The organism is Nonomuraea sp. IBHARD001, from assembly GCF_056106265.1.
This window is the reverse complement of record NZ_JBWBBW010000002.1, coordinates 3,484,679-3,501,738: the sequence shown is the minus strand read 5'-3', so window position 1 is coordinate 3,501,738 and position 17,060 is coordinate 3,484,679. Positions and strand designations below refer to the sequence as shown.

Sequence of the window (17,060 nt, the reverse complement as noted above, 5' to 3'; positions counted from 1 at the left end):
CGTTGAAGGCATGGGAATCGACATCACCGAGACCGCCCGTTCCTTCGATCCCGCGGCCGTCATGAGGCTGCTGCCCGGCCGGCCCGCCCTGCTGGCCCTGGGCGAGCCGACCCACGGCGCCGACGTCCTGCTCGACCTGCGCAACGAGCTCTTCAGGCACCTGGCCGAGCACGAGGGCTACCGCACGATCACCATCGAGAGCGACTGCCTGATGGGCCTGGTCGTCGACGACTACGTCACCTCGGGCGAGGGCGACCTCGACGACGTCGTCGGGCGCGGCTTCAGCCACGGGCTCGGCGCGTCGGCGGCCAACCGCGAGCTCGTCCGCTGGATGCGCGCCCACAACAGCGAGCGTCCGGCCGCCGAGCACGTGCGCTTCGCCGGGTTCGACGGTCCGCTGGAGATGACGGGCGGCGCGAGCCCCCGCCAGGCGCTCCTGGCCCTGCACGACTACCTGGCCGCGAGGGCGCCCCACCTGCTGCCCTGTACGGCCGAGACGCTCGATGACCTGCTCGGCCCCGACGAGCGCTGGAGCAACCCCGCCGCCGCCATGGACCCCACCCTGTCGATCGGGCGATCGGCCGAGGCGCGGCGGTTGCGCCTGCTCGCCGACGACCTGGCCACGATGCTGGACACCGAGACGCCGCACCTGGTCGCGACCTCCACCCCCGAACAGTGGCATCGGGCCCGCCTGTATGCCCGCACCGCGCTCGGCCTGCTGCGCTACCACCACTGGACGGCCGACGACTCCCCGATCCGCCTGGGCAGGCTGGCACGCCTGCGTGACGCCATGATGGCCGCCAACCTGCTCGCCGTCGCCGAACGCGGCCCCACGATGGCCTTCGCGCACAACCGGCACCTGCAACTGCACAGGAGCGACATGGTGATGGGCGGCATGGCCCTCGACTGGTGGAGCGCCGGGTCCATCGCACACGAGCGTCTCGGCTCCGGCTACGCCTTCGTCTCCATGGCCGTCGGCACGATCGCACACCACGGCGTCGGCACGCCGCCGCCCGGCACCCTGGAGTCGCTCATGTACGGCCTGCCGTACGAGAGGGCGGTGCTCGACGCGCGGCTGCTGGAGGCGGCGGTCGCGGGCGAGCCGCCGGTGGAGCGGGTGTCGCCGTGGTTCGGGTACTTCCCGCTCGAACCCGCGCACCTGGACACCTGCGACGGCGTCGTGTTCGTCAGGGACGTGCCGAGGGACTGAGCGTCACACGATTCGAGCGGGGCCGAATCGTTGGGGCAGGCGCGGCCGCGTGACGACCATGGACTCGTCCGCACCGCGAAAGGAAGCACCATGGCCGTCATACGCGTGTATTACGTCTACGACTCCTACGCCCAGTCCTCCCAAATGTAGAGGCGCCATACCCCGGGCAGATGTTCGGTGCAGTGCCAGGGCGCGCCGAACAACTTCCCCTCGTCGTTGCATTCGCGGTAGGTGGAGAAACTCAGGCCGGAATATCGCCAGCCGAGCGCGCTCGCCGACACCTGGGAGGCGGCGGCCGAAGCGGGAACGGCGCTGGTCAGGGCCACTCCTGAAAGAACGGCCGAGGAAATGGCGAAAGCCACGAGGCTACGTCGGAACATGTGCTGCCTGCCTCTCGTTCGCGGAACTCCGATGACCTCAGTCTTGTCCCGCCCTTCGAATGCCGACAAGATTCACGACTGCCAATCAGCACCGTAAAGCCGCCATGCACCGGGAAACGCGCGAGGAGCGCCCGAACGCCCTCCTCGCGCGCCCCGGCGCCGTCAGCCTCTCGACTGGATCCCCACCGGCCAGGACACGTACGCCCCCGAGCCGCAGTCGCCGTACACGTACCATGGGTTCGGCCTGGCCCCGATCCAGCCGCCGAGGCGGTTGGAGCCGTCGCTGCAGTACGTGATCGTGCGGATCTCGCCCGAGGCCACCGAGCAGCCTCCGGCCCAGCCGTGGTTGTCGTTGACCGAGTGGAAGCCGTAGCAGTTCCACGACGCGAGCGCGGACGTCGGTCCGGTGATCTCGACGACGCGCTCGCCCTCGGGGGGCAGGGGCGCGCTCGCCGCGGAGGCGGGTACGGCCGAGGCCAGCACGGCGGCGAGGACGGCCGCACCCAGCATGATCTTGCGCATGTGCACTCCTTCGTGACGGAAAACCTCTCCCTGCCGATGTAGCACGCTGTGATTGATCGCATTCGGGGCCGTGACGCCGATCAATCAACGGCGGACAACCGCCCGGGGTTGATCAGGCGAAATCCTCGGGGTTCAGTGGAGGCAGGGGGAGCACAGGGACGCCCTGAACAGCTGCCTCGGGGCCGGTGGCAGGACAGGCCCCGAACAGCGCGATCGCGACGGGGGAGACGGTATGCCGCGGCCCGAACGCCCGCTGGACGGCGACGACCCGGACATCCTGCGCATGGCAGCCGACCTACGGGCGTTGCGCCGCAAGGCGGGCGAGCCGACCTACCGGCAGATGGCCCGCAGGGCGCACTACGCGGCGGCGACGTTGTCGGAGGCGGCGTCCGGGCGGCGGCTGCCGACCCTGGCGGTCACCCTGGCCTACGTGCGCGCCTGCGACGGCGACCCGGCCGGGTGGGAGCGGCGCTGGCGTGAGCTGGCCGAGCGGCCGAGCGACCCGCCCGAAGCAGGCCAGGGCGACAGACCGGCGCCCTATGTCGGGCTGGCCGCGTTCCAGGCCGGGGACGCGGCGCGCTTCTTCGGCCGCGAGCAACTGGTCGAGGAGCTGCTGGCCAGGCTCGGCGAGCAGCGGTTCGTCGCCCTGTTCGGCGCCTCGGGCGCGGGCAAGTCGTCGGTGCTGCGGGCCGGGCTGCAGGCGCGGGTGCTGGCGGGCGCGCGGCCGTGGCGCGTCGTGCTGCTCACACCGGGAGCGACCCCGGCCCGCGACTGGATGCCGCCCGGTGACGACGCCGAGACGCTGATCGTCGTCGACCAGTTCGAGGAGGTGTTCACGCTCTGCGAGGACCCCGGCGAACGCACCCGTTTCGTCACCGCGCTCGTCGAGGCCGCACGCGCGCACCGCGTGGTGATCGGCGTGCGCGCCGACTTCTACGGCCACTGCCTGGCCGAGCCCGCCCTGCTCGGCGTCCTGCGCCGCGCCCACGTGCCGATCGGCCCGATGGGCATCGACGAGCTGCGCCAGGTGGTCGTACGGCCGGCCGGCGACGCAGGGTACGTGGTCGAGGGCGCCCTGGTCACCCGGGTCGTCGCCGAGGCGGCGGGCCAGGACGGCGTGCTGCCGCTGCTGTCGCACGTGCTGCTGGAGACCTGGCGGCGGCGCAGGGGCGTGACGCTCACCCTCGACGCCTACGAGGCGGCGGGCGGCATCGACGGCGCGCTCGCGCAGAGCGCCGAACGCGCCTACACCCGCCTGCCGCCCGAGCGAAGGCAGCTGGCCAGACGGCTGCTGCTGCGCCTGACCGTGCCTGGCGAGGACGCCGCCGCCACCAAACGCCGGGTCGGCAGGGACCGGCTCGGCGGCGACGAGGCCACCTCCGAAGTGCTGGAGCACCTGGCATCGGCGCGGCTGCTCGTGCTCGGCCACGACGGCGTCGAGATCGGCCACGAGGCGCTCCTGCGCTCCTGGCCACGCCTGCGCGCCTGGCTGGCGGCCGACCGCGAGGGCCTGCGCGTGCACCACGACCTGGGCGAGGCGGCCGAGACCTGGCAGGCGCTCGGCCGCGACCACGGCGCTCTGTACCGGGGCGTCAGGCTGGAGGCCGCGGCCGAATGGGCGGCGCGCGACGACCCGGCGCTGAACCCGCTGGAGGCCGCGTTCCTGCACGCCGCCCTGGCCGCACGCGCCCGCGAACGCCGCCAGGCCGCACGCCGCGCACTCGGCGCACGCGCGCTCATCGCCGTGCTCACCACCCTCGTCATGATCGCCGCAGCCGCCACCTGGTACGCCGCGGGCCAGCAGGCCGTCGCGACCGCCCAGCGCAACACCGCCCTGTCCCAGCGTGTGGCCGATCTGGCCATCCAGCTGCGCACGACCGACTCCCGCCTGGCCGCCCAGCTCAGCCTGGCCGCCTACCGGCTCACCCCGACGCGGGAGGCGCGCGGCAGCCTGCTGAGCGCGTTCACCACGCCGCTGAGCGACCGCATCGGCCACGAGCTGAACACGGTCGCCTTCAGCCCGGACGGCCGCGTGCTGGCCGGAGGCGGCGACGACCGTGCGGTCCGGCTGTGGCGGGTGCACGACGCCGGGCCGCCCACCGCGTTCGCCACCCTGACCGGGCTCGGCGACGACGTCGAGTCGGTGCGCTTCTCCCCCGACGGCCGGGTGCTGGCCGCCGGGCTCTACGACGGCGCCGTGCGGCTGTGGCGGGTCGCCGGGTCCGGGCGGCCGACGCCGCTGGTCTCGTTCGACGCCCACGCCTCGCCGGTGTTCGCCGTCGCCTTCGACGCGACCGGGCGCATGCTGGTCTCGGCCGGTAGCGACGGGATGCTGCGGCTGTGGGACCTCTCTCGCGCGGGCACGCCCCGGCTGCTGGCCACCGTCGTCGCGCACGGCGCCGCGCTCACCGCCGTCGCCTTCCATCCTTCGGCGGGCCTGGTCGCCACGGCGGGCGAGGACGGCACCGCCGCGCTCTGGGACGTCGCCGACCCCCGCCGCCCCCGCCTGCGCGAACGGCTGCGCGGCCACGACGCCAAGGTCACGGCCGTCGCGTTCAGCCCCGACGGGCGGCTGCTGGCCACGGCGGGCTGGGATCACCGCACCCGGCTGTGGGAGGTGGCGGACCCCCGCCGCCCGCGTGTGCTCGGCGGGCACAGCGGGCCGCTGCAGGCGGTGGCCTTCTCCCCCGACGGCAGGCAGCTGGCCACCGCCGGGTGGGACCACACGGTCAGGCTGTGGGACCTCACCGCGCCCCGCGCGCCCGCCCCGGTGCTGACCGGACACACCGACGTGGTGTGGGCGCTGGCCTACCGGCCGGACGGCGGGATGCTCGCCTCGGCCGCCTTCGACGGGAGCACGCTGCTGACCCGGCTGCCCGGTCCCGTGCTCGGCGGCAATCCCGAGGCGCTGTCGGCCGTCGCCTTCAGTCCGGACGGGCGTACGCTGCTGACCGGGAGCGAGGACTTCACGGCCAGGTTGTGGGACGTCGCCACGCCGTACCGGCCTGCCGCGCTGCCCCGGCTGCGCGGTCACACCGCCCAGGTCGAGGCGGTCGCCTTCGCCCCTTCGGGCGCCATGGCCGCGACCGGCGGCATCGACGGCACCGTGCGGCTGTGGCGGGTCGCCGACCGGGCCAGGCCCTCGCCGCTGGCCACGATCGCCGCACACGAGGAGGGCATCCGCGCGGTGGCCTTCACCTCGCGCGGCACCCTGCTGGCCAGCGCCAGCCCGAGCGATCCCGTCGTACGCCTGTGGGACCTCACCGAACCGGCCAGGCCCAGGCCCGCGGGCTCGGTGCGCGAGGGCGGCAACGGCGCGATGGCGCTGGCCTTCTCCCCCGACGGCCGCAGGCTGGTGACGGTCAACGCCGTCGTCCTCGTGCTGTGGGACGTCACCGACCCGCGCAGGCCGATCCGCCTGGCGACCGGTCCCACGCAGCCGGAGGAGATGCGCGCGATCGCCTTCTCGCCCGACGGCCGAACCCTGGCCACGGCCTCGCTCGACCGCACCGCCACGCTCTGGGACGTGGGCGACCCGTCGGCGATCAGGCCGCTGGCCGAGCTCACCGACCACACCGACGCCCTGCAGGCCGTGGCCTTCTCCCCCGACGGCCATACCCTCGCCACGGCCTCGCTCGACCGCACCGCCAGGCTGTGGGACGTACGCGACCCGCGCCGTGTCAGGCCGATCGCCACCCTCACCGGGCACACCGACCGCGTCTACTCCCTCGCCTTCAGCCCCGACGGGCGCTTCCTCGCCACGGCGGGCCAGGACCACACCGCCAGACTGTGGCCGGTCGACCCGTCGGCCGGAGCCGTCCGCGTGTGCGCCGAGACCAGGCCCGCCCTCAGCCCCGCCGAGTGGCGCCGCTACTTCTCCGGCCTGCCCTACCGTCCGCCGTGTCCGTGACGCCGTTCTACGATGACGTGTGACCTGCCACCACGACGGCCGATGAGCCGGACCCCCGAAGCCCTGCGCCGCCGTGAGCTGCTGAGCGACTTCCTGCGCAACCGGCGGGCGCGGCTCACCCCGCGTGACGTCGGCATCGCCGAGGCGGGCAGGCGGCGCACGCCGGGGCTGCGGCGCGAGGAGGTCGCCGTGCTGGCCGGGGTGGGCGTGTCCTGGTACACCTGGCTGGAGCAGGGGCGTGACATCAACGTCTCGGCCGAGGTGCTCGACGCCGTCGGCCGCGCCCTGCGCCTGAGCGAGCCCGAGCGCCGCCACCTGTACGTGCTCGCCGGGCACCACCCGCCCGGGCCCGGCGTGGCGGCGGGCGCCGAGGTGACACCGCCGCTGCGGCGGCTGCTCGACGCCTGGACGAGCGGCCCCGCACTGCTGCGCGACAGGTACTGGAACCTGCTGGCCGTCAACGACGCCGCCCGCGAGGTGTTCGGGTTCGGCGACGACGACCACAACTGCCTGATCTCCTTCTTCACCAATGCCAGATATCGCGCCATGCACGCCCACTGGGCGTCGGCGGCGCCTTCGGTGGTCGCCGCCTTCCGCGCCGACGCGGCGCACGCGCCCGGTGATCCGGCGTACGCGCGGGTGGTGGCGGAGCTGAGCACGCTCAGCGAGGAGTTCGCCGCCCTGTGGGCCAGGCACGAGGTGGGCGTGCCCGCCCATGCCGTCAAGGCCGTGCGGCATCCGGAGGCGGGTGAGCTGATCTTCGACATGACGACCCTGTCCGTCGTCGACCACCCCGGCTGGTACCTGGAGCTGTACCAGCCGCAGGGGGAAGGCTGAGGGTGGTGGTGGGGCTCACAGGTTGACTGCGCACTGGTTGGGGCGTGGCGGGGGCGGCAGGGTGGGGCGCATGACAGATATCGCTTCGCGTTTTCAGGACAAGGTCGCCCTGGTCACCGGTGGCAGCACCGGCATCGGGCTGGCCGTCGCACGCCGGCTGCTGGCCGAAGGCGCGCACGTGGTGGTCACCGGCCGCGACCGGGCGCGACTGGACTCGGCGCTTCGCTCCCTGGCGGGCGGCGACCGCGTGCTGGCCGTACCGGGGGACGTCTCGGACCTGGCCGACCTCGACGGCCTCGTCGGTGTGATCCGCGCCGGGTACGGCCGGCTCGACGTGCTGTTCGCCAATGCGGGGGTGGCGGGGTTCCAGGCGTTCGAGGAGATCGGCGAGGCGGAGTTCGGGCAGGTGATCGGCGTCAACCTCAAGGGCGTCTTCTTCACCGTGCAGAAGGCGCTTCCCCTGCTGACCGACCACGCCTCGATCGTGATCAACGCCTCGTGGACACGCACCCGGGGCCTGCCGGGGGCGTCGCTGTACGCCTCGACGAAGGCCGCCGTGCACAACCTGACCCACACCCTCGCGGCCGAACTGGCTCCGCGGCGCATCCGGGTGAACTCCGTCAGCCCCGGCTATATCGAAACCGACATGTACCACGCCAACGTCACCCCGGAGGCCGGGACCGGGGTCGTCGCCAGGGTACCGGCCGGACGCCTCGGGACCGCCGCCGACGTGGCGTCCGCGGTGGCGTTCCTGGCGTCGGGCGAGGCGTCCTATGTGAACGGGCAGGATCTGGTGATCGACGGCGGCCTGGTCACGGCCGGAGGATGACGACAGCGGGGGCTCACCCCTGCTTGAACCCGGCGAAGTACGCCGCCGCCATGTCCTGTCCACCGTGCCCCAGGGACTCGGCACGGCGCAGGCGCGCCCCGGCGGCCTCGACGAGGTCCACCGCGACGCCCGCGGCGTTGGCGGACTCGGCGATGAGACGGGTGTCCTTCTCGGCGTTGCGTACGGTGAAACTGGGCGTGTAGTCGCCCGACAGGACGGCCTTCAGCTTGGCCTGGAGGTAGGGGCTGTCCATCGGGCCGCCGGTGACGACCTCGCCGAACAGGGCGGGATCGACGCCGAGCCCCTCGGCCAGGGCGAGCACCTCCCCGACCACGGTCGTCAGCGTGATACCGAACGCGACCGTGGTGAGCTTGAGCCTGGTGGCCTCGCCCGCCTCGCCCACCCACAGCGTCCTGGACCCGACGGCGTCGAACACCGGTCCAAGGCGGGGGTCGGCGGGCCCGGCGGCCAGCACCACGAGCGTGCCCGCCTCGGCCGGCTGCCTGGTGCCCTGGACCGGCGCGTCGACGAACACCAGGCCGTGCTCGCCCGCGAAGGCGGCCAGCCGTTCGACGGCCGCCTCTCCCACGGTGCTCATCTGCGCCCACACCTGCCCGGCCGACAGCCCTCCGGCCGCCGCCGTCATGGCGTCGAGCACGGCGTCGCCGTCGTTGAGCATGGTGATCACGACATCGGCCCCGCGTACGGCGTCGGCGGGGTCCTGGGCGACGAAGGCGCCCTCGTCGCCCAGCGGGAGGGCCTTGGCCGCCGTGCGGTTCCACACCCTGACCCGGAGGCCGGACCTGAGCAGGTTGCGGGCCATCGGCTCGCCCATGAGGCCGGTGCCGAGCAGTGCCACTGTGGTCATTGCGTTTCCCCGTTTTCGCGCGAATCTTTAACGAACAGTACAGAAAGAAGAAGGTCGACCACCGCAACGAGCCGTCTCCTGTCGGCGCCCGCCTTGCCCTGCACGCGCAGGCCCTGCACGGTGGTCACGACGAGATCGGCCGTCGCGACCGGATCGACGTCCGGGTGCAGCTCACCGCGTTCCCGCGCCCGGCGCAGCACGGCGGTGACGGCGTCGGCGTTGCGGTCGAGGGCGCCGCCGACGATCGCGGCGGCGACGGGGTCGTGCGGGAGCCGTTCGGTGGCGGTGTTGGTGATCAGGCAGCCGCGCCGCCCGGGATCGCGCACCGTGTCGTCGACCAGGCCGATCAGCAGATCGCGCAGCACCTCGGCCACCGGCGCCGCCCGGCCGACCACGGCGGCGACATCGGCGGAGGAGCGCTCGGCGTATCGGGTCAGCGCGGCTTCGTAGAGGCCGTCCTTGCTGCCGAACGCGGCATAGATCGAGCCCCGGCCGAGCCCCGTCGCCTCGACGAGGTCCTGGATGGAGGTCGCCGCGTATCCCTTGCGCCAGAAGACGCCGATCGCGGCGTCGACGGCGGCATCGGTGTCGAACTCTCTGGTGCGCGCCATGCGCACCACCCTACTCCAGATCTGGAACGATCAGTCAACATTCCACATCCGCGACGCCCATCAGGCGGGGCTCCCCTCAGGCGGTCTGCTCGGCCATCAGCTCCGCCAGCAGCTCACCCTGACCGCTGAGCATCTCGGCCAGGATGCGCCGGGCCGCGTTCAGCAGCTCGGCGACATCCGTCATGCTCAGCGAGTAGACGACCGTGGACCCGTCCCTGGTGGCGGCCACCAGGCCCGTGCGTCGCAGCACCGCCAGCTGCTGCGACAGGCTGGAGGCCTCGACACCGATCTCCTCAAGCAGCTCGTGCACGGGACGCGGCCGGTCCTGGAGCAGCTCCAGGACCCGGATGCGCACCGGGTGGCCGAGCGTCCTGAAGAACTCGGCCTTGGCCCGGTAGAGCGGTTCGGTCATGAGGGGCATGGCCTCATCGGCGGTCGAGAGGAGGCGTGGAGGCGCCCTGCTCCTGGCGGGTGTCGGGCGTTGTCAGCTCTTCGCGCAGTTGCTCGAGGTCGATGTCGTGACTGGTGTACTTCAACTCGCGGGCCACCTTGGTCTGCTTGGCCTTCGCCCTGCCCCGTCCCATGCTCTGCGCTCCTCACGCGGCCCACCCCACCGCCTTGCCCGGCTGTTCGGGGCGGGAGCCGTTCATCTAGTGCCGATGGGCCCCATCCTAGCCAACACGCTGACGACTTCATGACTTGAAGAAGTCTGCAACTACCGCACACGATACCTGGCCCATGATGGAAGAGTGAATATCCCCACGCCGGAAAACCACACGCCGGAAAACCATGCGCCGGACGTCGCCGAGCTCCGGCGCTGGGAGGACTTCGGCGGCTCCTGGCGCGTCCTGCTGCGCGAGGAGGGCCGCGTGAGGCTCTCGCTGTGCCGCTGCGACGGCGGCGAGGAGGCCGCACACCTCGACTCGGCCGACCCCGCCCTGCTCGCCTACCTCGGCGAACGCACCTCAAGCGACGACTGACACCCCTTCCACGATGGATACTCGGAGCAATCAGTCCATGACTGTCCGCGCATGCATCGACAGGAAGGGAACGACCATGATCGAGTCCACCGCCTTCAGGTACGGCAGGACGTTCGACCTGTTCGACGCCAACGGCAACAACGTGATCGGGCCGGACGACCTGGCGGCCCTGGCCACCGGCATCGCACAGGCGGGAGGCCTGACGCCCGACTCGGCCAAGAGCGTCGCGATCCACGCCCCTACCAGCGCTTCTGGGAGGTCGTCAGCCGGCACGCCGACGCGGACGGCGTGGTCACCCGCGAGGAGCTCATCCACGCCATGGAGGGCGGCATGAGCAGCGGAGCGCCGTTCGCCGCAGGCCTCTCCGACGCCGTCGAGGCGGAGTTCGCGGTGATCGACGCCGACGACGACGGCACGATCGACCAGGGCGAGCTCCGGGCCTTCCTGCAGAGCGCCGGCATCTCACCCGAGGAGGCCCGCGCCTCGGCGGCCGCCATCGACGCCGACGGCGACGGCGCCGTCTCGCGTGAGGAGTACCTGGCGACCTGGCTGAGGTACTACCTGGAGGACTCCCCCGAGATGCACTCCTACCTCGGCGGTCGCGCCTGAGGCTCCCGCGTCGAGCATGCGGGGGTGCCCGGCCTTGGCCGCCCATGAGGCATGTGCGAGCATGGGCGGCGAAGGCGACGGCGGAACGAGGAAACCGGTGCGAATCCGGTGCGGTCCCGCCACTGTGATCGGCGAGCGGACCCCGCGCATGCCACTGCCCGCACCGGCGGGCGGGAAGGCCGGGGCGAGCGACGACCCGAGAGCCAGGAGACTCACGCGGTCGCCTCCTCAGCGGCATTGGGGCGGATCTCCCCAGGAGAGGAGCGGTGCTCGCCGTGTCGTCCGTCAGGCACCGGGCGATGGCCGACGTCGCGGCCGTCAACGCCTACTTCGAACTCGGCGTCGCACCGATCACCCCGGGCTGGCGGCCCTTCACCGACCTGCACGACGCGAAGGGGCCGCTGGCCGCCAAGATCGACGAGGTCGCCGAGCGGCTGGGCGCCGCCGAGCGCAGGGTGGCGGCCTCGATCCTGTTCCAGGGCCTGGCCTCGCGCACCTGGTCGCCGGTGCTCGGCGCGGCGGTGGCGCACGGGGTGCTGGTCGAGCTCGACCCGGCCCTGCTGCACTGGCGTCCCGCCTCCGGCAGCATGCTCCCGCTGCGGGTGGCCGTGCTGGACGGGCGCGCCGCCCCTTTCACACCCGGGGAGAGCGCGGCGCACCTCTACCGCGTCGTCGCCACCGGCCTGCTGGCGCCGCTGGTCCAGGCCGTGCTCGGCGTGGTGAAGATCTCGCCCGGCCTGCTGTGGGGCAATGCGGCGTCGGCGCTTGCGGGAGCCGTACGCGCCCTGGTGCTGGCCAGGCCGGGGCTCGGCGGGCGGGCCACGGCGCTCGGGCGTGAGCTGCTCGGGCTGGGCGTGCTGCGCGGGGGCGGCGAGCTGATCCAGCCGGTGCCCGGAGCGCCCTTCTTCGTCAGGCGCACGTGCTGCCTGTACTACCGGCTGCCCGGCGGCGGGATGTGCGGCGACTGCGCGCTGATCGACCCGCCGACCCGCAGCGCCCAATGGCGCCCCTCCCCCGAAGGACGACGATGAGCGGCCTGACCGTCTGCAGGGACTGCTGCTGCGGCAGCACACGCAAGGTGCCCGCGCTCGACCACGACGAACAGGTGCGCCTGCTGTCGGAGATCGCCGAGGTACGCCTCAGCGAGTGCCTGGACGTGTGCGAGCAGGCCAATGTGGTCGTCGTACGGCCCTCGCCCGAGGGCAGGGCGGCGGGCGGCAGGCCGGTGTGGCTCGGCCTGGTCAACCATCCGGGCGCGGCCGGCGACATCGCCGCCTGGATCGAGGCGGGCGGTCCCGGCCTGGCCCCCATGCCCGACATCCTCGGCCTGCACGCCTTCACCCCGCCACGCCGGGTCAGACCGCAACGCGGGACCCTGCCCCTGGCGTGAGGAGGAGGGGCAAGCGCCCGGCGGGCAAGCCCCTACGCGCCGGGCGTCACGCGTCGCAGCAGGTACGTGTCCATGATCCACCCCTTGCGCTCGCGTGCGGCGGCGCGCAACTCCTTGATGCGTTCGGCCACCTCGGGCACCGGTCCCGAGACGAGGATCTCGTCGGGCGTGCCGAGGTAGGCCCCCCAGTAGATGTGGTACTCCTCGCCCAGCCCGGCGAAGGCGCAGTGCGCGTCGAGCATGACCGCCACGTCGTCGGCGTCAGGCCCCTCGGCGGCCAGGCGGCGGCCGGTAGTGATGTGCACGGGCTTGGCGACACTGGTCAGGCTGGTGCGGTGCGCGGCGGTCAGCGCCGACACGCTCGTGATGCCCGCGACCACCTCGTACTCGAAGGCGACCTCCCCCTTGGCCAGCACCTCCTCGATCCCGGCCAGCGTGCTGTCGTAGAGCCCGGGATCGCCCCACACCAGGATCGCCCCGACCTGGCCGTCGCCCAGCTCCTCGCGGACGAACGCCTCGTACAGCCCGGCCCGCCGCGAGCGCCACCGCTCGACCGCCTCGGTGTAGGCGGGCGTGGTCCGGTCGCGTTCCGGATCGGCCGCCTCGACCACACGGTACGGCGGGCGGGCATGCGTCTCGATCATCGTCCGGCGCAGGTCGAGCAGGTCGTGCTTGGCCTCGCCCTTGCCCAGGACGAAGAACACGTCGGCCGAGGCGATGGCCTCGACCGCCCGCAGGGTGAGGTGGCCGGGGTCCCCGGCGCCGATGCCGATGATGAGGATTCGCTTCACCCGGCACAGTCTGCCCTCCCGCCCATCGAGGTAGTGATCGGGCTCCCGGCTTTCCGCCCTCCCGCCGATCCGGGCGGTGATCGGGGCTCCCGGCTTTGCGCTCGGGCCGGGGCGGCCTATGGTGGTGCGTGCAGTCGGTTCGCCCTGCCAGCCGGGCAGGCGCGTCGCAAGAGGGAACCCGGTGTGAATCCGGGACTGCCCCGCAGCGGTGAGTGGGAACGACCGCCGTCACATGCACTGGATCCGCACGCGGATCAGGGAAGCGACGGCCACTAGGCACGAGCAGCACGCCCACGAGTCCGAAGACCTGCCACTGCCCGTGCGCGTCCGCGCGCGGCGACGTCGATGGCCTCGTGGGCGGGCCGGCTGACCCGGTCGGCGGCGTCGCACGCCGCCTCGCGGTCGTGCCTTCGCGTCCCGGGACCCGTCGGGGTCACCCGTGACTCGCGAAGGAGAGTTTCGTGACCGACACCGCTGCTTCCCCCGGCTCACTGGCCACCGTGTACGGCCATCCGCGCCAGGGCCCCGACCGTGAGCTCAAGAAGGCCGTCGAGGGCTACTGGGCCGGCCGGGTGAGCGCCGCCGAACTGCATGCCACCTCGGCCGTGCTGCGCCGCGACACCTGGCGGCGCCTGGCCGACGCCGGGCTCGCCGAACTGCCCACCGGCGACTTCTCCCTGTACGACCACGTGCTGGACACCACCGTCATGGTCGGCGCCGTGCCCGAGCGCCACCGCGCGGCCGTGGCGGCCGACCCACTGGACGGGTACTTCGCCATGGCCAGGGGCACGCAGGAGGTCGCGCCGCTGGAGATGACGAAGTGGTTCGACACCAACTACCACTACCTGGTGCCCGAGCTCGGGCCTGACACCGTGTTCACGGCCGATCCGGCCAAGCAGGTCGCCGAGCTGCGCGAGGCCGTCGCGCAGGGGCACGCGGCCAGGCCGGTCCTGGTCGGGCCCGTCACCTACCTGCTGCTGGCCAAGGCCGCGCCCGGCGTCGACCCCGGATTCGACCCGCTGTCGCTGCTGGAGCGGCTGCTGCCCGTCTATGCCGAGGTGCTCGCCGCACTGCGGGCCGAGGGAGCCGCCTGGGTGCAGCTCGACGAGCCCGCGCTGGTGCAGGACCGGCCGCGCGAGGTGCTCGACGCGGTCGCCTCCGCCTACGCGCGGCTCGGCTCGCTCACCGACCGGCCGCAGATCGTCGTCGCGAGCTACTTCGACCGGCTGGGCGAGGCGCTGCCGGTGCTGGCCGCCGCGCCCGTCGAGGGGCTGGCGATCGACTTCACCGGGCCCGCCGCCGCCAACCTGGAGGACCTGACGGCGCTCGGCGGCCTGCCGGGCAAGCGGCTGATCGCGGGTGTGGTCGACGGGCGCAATGTGTGGATCAACGACCTGGACCAGTCGCTGAGCACCCTGGCCGCACTGCTGGGCCAGGCCGAGCGCCTGGACGTGTCCGCGTCCTGCTCGCTGCTGCACGTGCCGGTCGACGCCGCCGCCGAGACGGAGATCGATCCCGAGATCGCCGCCTGGCTGGCGTTCGCCGCGCAGAAGAGCGCCGAGGTGGTCACGCTGACCAGGGCGCTGACCGAGGGGCCGGACGCGATCGCGCAGTCGTTCGCGGCCAACAGGGCGGCCCGTGCCGCACGCGCCTCCTCCGCGCTCACCCGCGACCCCGCCGTACGCGCGCGGGCCGAGGCCGTGACCGAGGCCGACACGCGTCGCGCGACGCCGTACGAGAAGCGGGCCGGGGCGCAGCGGGAGCGGCTGGGGCTGCCGCCGCTGCCGACGACGACCATCGGGTCCTTCCCGCAGACCGCCGAGCTGCGTACGGCACGGGCCGACCTGCGGGCCGGGCGCATCGGCGAGACGGACTACGACGAGCGGATCGCGGCCGAGATCAGGCAGGTGCTCGCCTTCCAGGAGGCGGCCGGGCTCGACGTCCTGGTGCACGGCGAGCCGGAGCGCAACGACATGGTCCAGTACTTCGCCGAGCAGCTCACCGGCTATGTGGCCACGCTGAACGGCTGGGTGCAGTCCTACGGCACCAGGTACGTACGGCCGCCGATCCTGGCGGGCGACGTGTCCAGGCCGGAGCCGATGACGCTGCGCTGGACGACCTACGCGCAGTCGCAGACCGACAGGCCGGTCAAGGGCATGCTGACCGGGCCGGTGACGATGCTGGCGTGGTCGTTCGTCCGCGACGACCAGCCGCTGGGCGAGACCGCCAGGCAGGTCGCGCTGGCGCTGCGCGACGAGGTGGCCGACCTGGAGGCGGCGGGCACGGCCGTCATCCAGGTGGACGAGCCCGCCCTGCGCGAGACGCTCCCGCTGCGCGCCTCCGGCAGGGCCGCCTACCTGGCCTGGGCGACCGAGGCGTTCCGCCTGGCCACGGCCTCGGTCGCGGAGGACACGCAGATCCACACGCACATGTGCTACGCGGAGTTCGGCGAGATCCTGGGCGCGATCGACGACCTCGACGCCGACGTGATCAGCCTGGAGGCGGCCCGTTCGCACATGCAGGTGGCGCACGAGCTGGCCGGGGCCGGGTACCCGCGTGAGGTCGGCCCCGGCGTCTACGACATCCACTCGCCGCGCGTGCCCGGCGTGCAGGAGGTCGCCTCGCTGCTGCGCGAGGGGCTGGCCGCGATCCCGATCGACCGGCTGTGGGGCAATCCGGACTGCGGCCTGAAGACGCGCGGCTGGGCCGAGACCCGGGCCTCGCTGGAGAGCCTGACGGCCGCGGCCCGCCTGGTCAGAGCCGAGACGAACAGCTGACCCCCCGAAGGCCCGGCGCGAGACGATCACGCCGGGCCTTCGGCGCGAGCCTCAGGCGGACCCGGACGCCGCCGCGGTGGCTCGTGGCTTTCGGCGGAGCAGGATGCGGTGCACGATGAAGTACTCGGCGACGAGGGAGTTGACCACGATGGAGGCCCAGCCGCTCGTCGTGTAGACCTCGTCGAAGCTCAGATGCGGGAAGGACTGGGCGGCCGTCATCCCGGCGATGAGGAACAGGCGCAGGCTCACCGCCGCGAACGTGAGCGCGTAGTTGCGGATCATCCAGACCCGGTGCTCGCGCACGTCCCCCCTGCGGATGGCGCGGTAGGCCTGGTAGAGGCTGTAGAGCCAGGCCGCCGACAGCAGGTAGAAGGCGACCTGCACGGAGATGCCGCTGATGGAGACGGTGGCGGCGAACAGCGCCGCGGCGCTCGCCAGCACGACGCTGATCATGTACACGCGCCCGGTCACGCGATGCGCCCTGGGGTATCGCCCGCGTAGCCCGGCGTGGAACTGCAGCGGCCCGGTGAGCAGCGCCAGGCCGCCGGGCACCGCGTGCATCACGAGCGACAGGTAGTGCGGCGCGACGCCGGTGTTGAGCGGGATGTTGCTGAGCGAGGGGTCCCCGGTCAGGTACGGCTGCAGGGCGAAGACGGCGATACCGGCGGCGAACAGGGCTAACAGGCCCCAGAGGGTACGCCCGGCGACGGTCGTGGTCATGTCGTTCTCCTATGTAGTGAGTGGTCACTATCAAACGCCGAAAAAAAAGAGAAACGGTTCAGCCCGAGGCCAGGAAACGCTCGGCCCACGCGTCCTCCCCGGCCAGGGCGGGCAGATCCATCGCCGCCGCCACCATGTAGAACATCCCCTCGGCGAGAAAGCGGTGCGCCTTGTCCTCGCCCACGCCGGGCATGGCCTCGACCCGCTCGAAGACCTCCCGGGTCGAGCGGGTCATCAGCGCGCGGATGTCGTCGTCGTCGCAGGCCGCGTAGCCCTGGAGCATGATCAGCATCAGCGCCCGGTCGTCCATCAGCACGCCCCAGGCGTTCGCCATCGCCGGAATGGGATCGGCCGCCGCCTCACCGCCGCGCCTGACCATCTCGCGGTCGATCGTCTCGAACAGCCGGGTGAGAACGGCGAGGAAGAGCTCCTTCTTGGTGGAGAAGAGGCGGAACAGGTTGGGATGCGAGATGCCGACCTGCTGGGCGATCACCACGGTGGAGCCGCCGTGCAGGCCCTTCTGGCTGAACTCGGCCAGCGCGGCCCGCAGGATCTGCTCCCGCCGCCGACTCGCGTCCACCCGGGGACGCCGCCCTTCCGCCATGGTTGATAGTAAACACTCACTA

Annotated in this window: 19 protein-coding genes and 2 riboswitches; of the genes, 10 read left to right on the top strand and 9 right to left on the bottom strand. The window is 72.8% G+C overall.

The features are described from left to right. Positions 1–10 precede the first annotated feature (10 nt). Entirely contained in the window at positions 11–1,210 is a 1,200-nt protein-coding gene (locus ACTWNK_RS18155) for an erythromycin esterase family protein (protein ID WP_474305204.1), read from the top strand. 125 nt (positions 1,211–1,335) lie between these two features. Here the strand turns inward: ACTWNK_RS18155 and ACTWNK_RS18150 are convergent, their stop codons facing one another. Both ACTWNK_RS18150 and ACTWNK_RS18145 read right to left on the bottom strand, forming a co-directional pair. Then, on the bottom strand, positions 1,336–1,572 hold the full coding sequence (locus ACTWNK_RS18150) for a hypothetical protein (RefSeq protein ID WP_474305202.1): 237 nt from the start codon (positions 1,570–1,572) through the stop codon (positions 1,336–1,338). A 180-nt stretch (positions 1,573–1,752) separates the two neighbouring features. After that, positions 1,753–2,112 (bottom strand): hypothetical protein, encoded by a 360-nt coding sequence (locus tag ACTWNK_RS18145; RefSeq protein ID WP_474305200.1) that lies wholly within the window; start codon positions 2,110–2,112, stop codon positions 1,753–1,755. A gap of 232 nt (positions 2,113–2,344) precedes the next feature. Here ACTWNK_RS18145 and ACTWNK_RS18140 point away from each other — a divergent pair, with 232 nt between their 5' ends. From ACTWNK_RS18140 to ACTWNK_RS18130, 3 genes are all read left to right on the top strand, one after another. Then, positions 2,345–6,022: an nSTAND1 domain-containing NTPase gene (locus ACTWNK_RS18140; RefSeq protein WP_474305198.1), complete on the top strand. Its 3,678-nt coding sequence runs from the start codon at positions 2,345–2,347 to the stop codon at positions 6,020–6,022. A gap of 42 nt (positions 6,023–6,064) precedes the next feature. Further along, positions 6,065–6,859 (top strand): helix-turn-helix transcriptional regulator, encoded by a 795-nt coding sequence (locus ACTWNK_RS18135; RefSeq protein ID WP_474305196.1) that lies wholly within the window; start codon positions 6,065–6,067, stop codon positions 6,857–6,859. A 70-nt stretch (positions 6,860–6,929) separates the two neighbouring features. Beyond that, positions 6,930–7,688 (top strand): SDR family NAD(P)-dependent oxidoreductase, encoded by a 759-nt coding sequence (locus ACTWNK_RS18130; RefSeq protein WP_474305194.1) that lies wholly within the window; start codon positions 6,930–6,932, stop codon positions 7,686–7,688. A 13-nt stretch (positions 7,689–7,701) separates the two neighbouring features. On the opposite strand, the gene ACTWNK_RS18125 is transcribed toward ACTWNK_RS18130, so the two are convergent. The 4 genes from ACTWNK_RS18125 to ACTWNK_RS18110 all read right to left on the bottom strand — a co-directional run bounded on the left by ACTWNK_RS18125 (position 7,702) and on the right by ACTWNK_RS18110 (position 9,751). Beyond that, positions 7,702–8,556, bottom strand: coding sequence for an NAD(P)-dependent oxidoreductase (locus ACTWNK_RS18125; RefSeq protein ID WP_474305192.1), 855 nt, complete (start codon positions 8,554–8,556; stop codon positions 7,702–7,704). Next, the gene (locus ACTWNK_RS18120; protein WP_474305190.1) at positions 8,553–9,167 is read right to left on the bottom strand and encodes a TetR/AcrR family transcriptional regulator; all 615 of its coding nucleotides are present in this window, start codon (positions 9,165–9,167) and stop codon (positions 8,553–8,555) included. The genes ACTWNK_RS18125 and ACTWNK_RS18120 overlap by 4 nt, the downstream gene beginning before the upstream one ends. Positions 9,168–9,243: 76 nt before the next feature. Continuing rightward, on the bottom strand, positions 9,244–9,579 hold the full coding sequence (locus ACTWNK_RS18115; protein ID WP_474305188.1) for an ArsR/SmtB family transcription factor: 336 nt from the start codon (positions 9,577–9,579) through the stop codon (positions 9,244–9,246). 13 nt (positions 9,580–9,592) lie between these two features. Continuing rightward, positions 9,593–9,751 carry a DUF3073 domain-containing protein gene (locus ACTWNK_RS18110; RefSeq protein WP_474305186.1) on the bottom strand — a complete coding sequence of 53 codons (159 nt, stop codon included), beginning with the start codon at positions 9,749–9,751 and terminating at the stop codon, positions 9,593–9,595. Positions 9,752–9,916: 165 nt separating this feature from the next. Between ACTWNK_RS18110 and ACTWNK_RS18105 the strand changes: the two genes are divergently transcribed. From ACTWNK_RS18105 to ACTWNK_RS18085, 5 genes are all read left to right on the top strand, one after another. Further along, a complete protein-coding gene (locus ACTWNK_RS18105; protein ID WP_474305184.1) occupies positions 9,917–10,147 on the top strand; it encodes a hypothetical protein in 231 nt (76 codons plus the stop codon). A gap of 76 nt (positions 10,148–10,223) precedes the next feature. Then, positions 10,224–10,481, top strand: coding sequence for a hypothetical protein (locus ACTWNK_RS18100; RefSeq protein ID WP_474305182.1), 258 nt, complete (start codon positions 10,224–10,226; stop codon positions 10,479–10,481). Beyond that, a complete protein-coding gene (locus ACTWNK_RS18095; protein ID WP_474305180.1) occupies positions 10,478–10,756 on the top strand; it encodes an EF-hand domain-containing protein in 279 nt (92 codons plus the stop codon). Before ACTWNK_RS18100 ends, ACTWNK_RS18095 begins: the two co-directional genes overlap by 4 nt. A gap of 47 nt (positions 10,757–10,803) precedes the next feature. Beyond that, a riboswitch (cobalamin riboswitch) is annotated at positions 10,804–10,987 on the top strand. 35 nt (positions 10,988–11,022) lie between these two features. Next, complete coding sequence (locus tag ACTWNK_RS18090) at positions 11,023–11,787, top strand: (2Fe-2S)-binding protein (protein ID WP_474305179.1); 765 nt, start codon at positions 11,023–11,025, stop codon at positions 11,785–11,787. Continuing rightward, the gene (locus ACTWNK_RS18085) at positions 11,784–12,146 is read left to right on the top strand and encodes a hypothetical protein (protein WP_474305177.1); all 363 of its coding nucleotides are present in this window, start codon (positions 11,784–11,786) and stop codon (positions 12,144–12,146) included. Before ACTWNK_RS18090 ends, ACTWNK_RS18085 begins: the two co-directional genes overlap by 4 nt. A 32-nt stretch (positions 12,147–12,178) precedes the next feature. Here ACTWNK_RS18085 and cobF read toward each other — a convergent pair whose 3' ends face one another. After that, positions 12,179–12,937: a precorrin-6A synthase (deacetylating) gene (cobF, locus tag ACTWNK_RS18080; RefSeq protein ID WP_474305175.1), complete on the bottom strand. Its 759-nt coding sequence runs from the start codon at positions 12,935–12,937 to the stop codon at positions 12,179–12,181. Positions 12,938–13,054: 117 nt separating this feature from the next. Next, positions 13,055–13,266, top strand: a riboswitch (cobalamin riboswitch). Positions 13,267–13,398: 132 nt separating this feature from the next. On the opposite strand from cobF, the gene metE reads away from it, so the two are divergent. Beyond that, on the top strand, positions 13,399–15,714 hold the full coding sequence (gene metE / locus ACTWNK_RS18075; RefSeq protein WP_474305173.1) for a 5-methyltetrahydropteroyltriglutamate--homocysteine S-methyltransferase: 2,316 nt from the start codon (positions 13,399–13,401) through the stop codon (positions 15,712–15,714). A gap of 51 nt (positions 15,715–15,765) precedes the next feature. Here metE and ACTWNK_RS18070 read toward each other — a convergent pair whose 3' ends face one another. Both ACTWNK_RS18070 and ACTWNK_RS18065 read right to left on the bottom strand, forming a co-directional pair. After that, entirely contained in the window at positions 15,766–16,434 is a 669-nt protein-coding gene (locus ACTWNK_RS18070; RefSeq protein WP_474305171.1) for a DUF2306 domain-containing protein, read from the bottom strand. A gap of 58 nt (positions 16,435–16,492) precedes the next feature. Further along, on the bottom strand, positions 16,493–17,038 hold the full coding sequence (locus ACTWNK_RS18065) for a TetR/AcrR family transcriptional regulator (RefSeq protein WP_474305169.1): 546 nt from the start codon (positions 17,036–17,038) through the stop codon (positions 16,493–16,495). Between the last annotated feature and the right edge of the window lie 22 nt (positions 17,039–17,060).

Coding starts and splice junctions, on each gene's coding strand:
- ACTWNK_RS18155 (WP_474305204.1), top strand. CDS start 11: ATGGGAATCGACATCACCGAGACCGCCCGTTCCTTCGATCCCGCGGCC.
- ACTWNK_RS18145 (WP_474305200.1), bottom strand. CDS start 2,112: ATGCGCAAGATCATGCTGGGTGCGGCCGTCCTCGCCGCCGTGCTGGCC.
- ACTWNK_RS18140 (WP_474305198.1), top strand. CDS start 2,345: ATGCCGCGGCCCGAACGCCCGCTGGACGGCGACGACCCGGACATCCTG.
- ACTWNK_RS18135 (WP_474305196.1), top strand. CDS start 6,065: ATGAGCCGGACCCCCGAAGCCCTGCGCCGCCGTGAGCTGCTGAGCGAC.
- ACTWNK_RS18130 (WP_474305194.1), top strand. CDS start 6,930: ATGACAGATATCGCTTCGCGTTTTCAGGACAAGGTCGCCCTGGTCACC.
- ACTWNK_RS18125 (WP_474305192.1), bottom strand. CDS start 8,556: ATGACCACAGTGGCACTGCTCGGCACCGGCCTCATGGGCGAGCCGATG.
- ACTWNK_RS18120 (WP_474305190.1), bottom strand. CDS start 9,167: ATGGCGCGCACCAGAGAGTTCGACACCGATGCCGCCGTCGACGCCGCG.
- ACTWNK_RS18115 (WP_474305188.1), bottom strand. CDS start 9,579: ATGACCGAACCGCTCTACCGGGCCAAGGCCGAGTTCTTCAGGACGCTC.
- ACTWNK_RS18110 (WP_474305186.1), bottom strand. CDS start 9,751: ATGGGACGGGGCAGGGCGAAGGCCAAGCAGACCAAGGTGGCCCGCGAG.
- ACTWNK_RS18100 (WP_474305182.1), top strand. CDS start 10,224: ATGATCGAGTCCACCGCCTTCAGGTACGGCAGGACGTTCGACCTGTTC.
- ACTWNK_RS18095 (WP_474305180.1), top strand. CDS start 10,478: ATGAGCAGCGGAGCGCCGTTCGCCGCAGGCCTCTCCGACGCCGTCGAG.
- ACTWNK_RS18085 (WP_474305177.1), top strand. CDS start 11,784: ATGAGCGGCCTGACCGTCTGCAGGGACTGCTGCTGCGGCAGCACACGC.
- ACTWNK_RS18070 (WP_474305171.1), bottom strand. CDS start 16,434: ATGACCACGACCGTCGCCGGGCGTACCCTCTGGGGCCTGTTAGCCCTG.
- ACTWNK_RS18065 (WP_474305169.1), bottom strand. CDS start 17,038: ATGGCGGAAGGGCGGCGTCCCCGGGTGGACGCGAGTCGGCGGCGGGAG.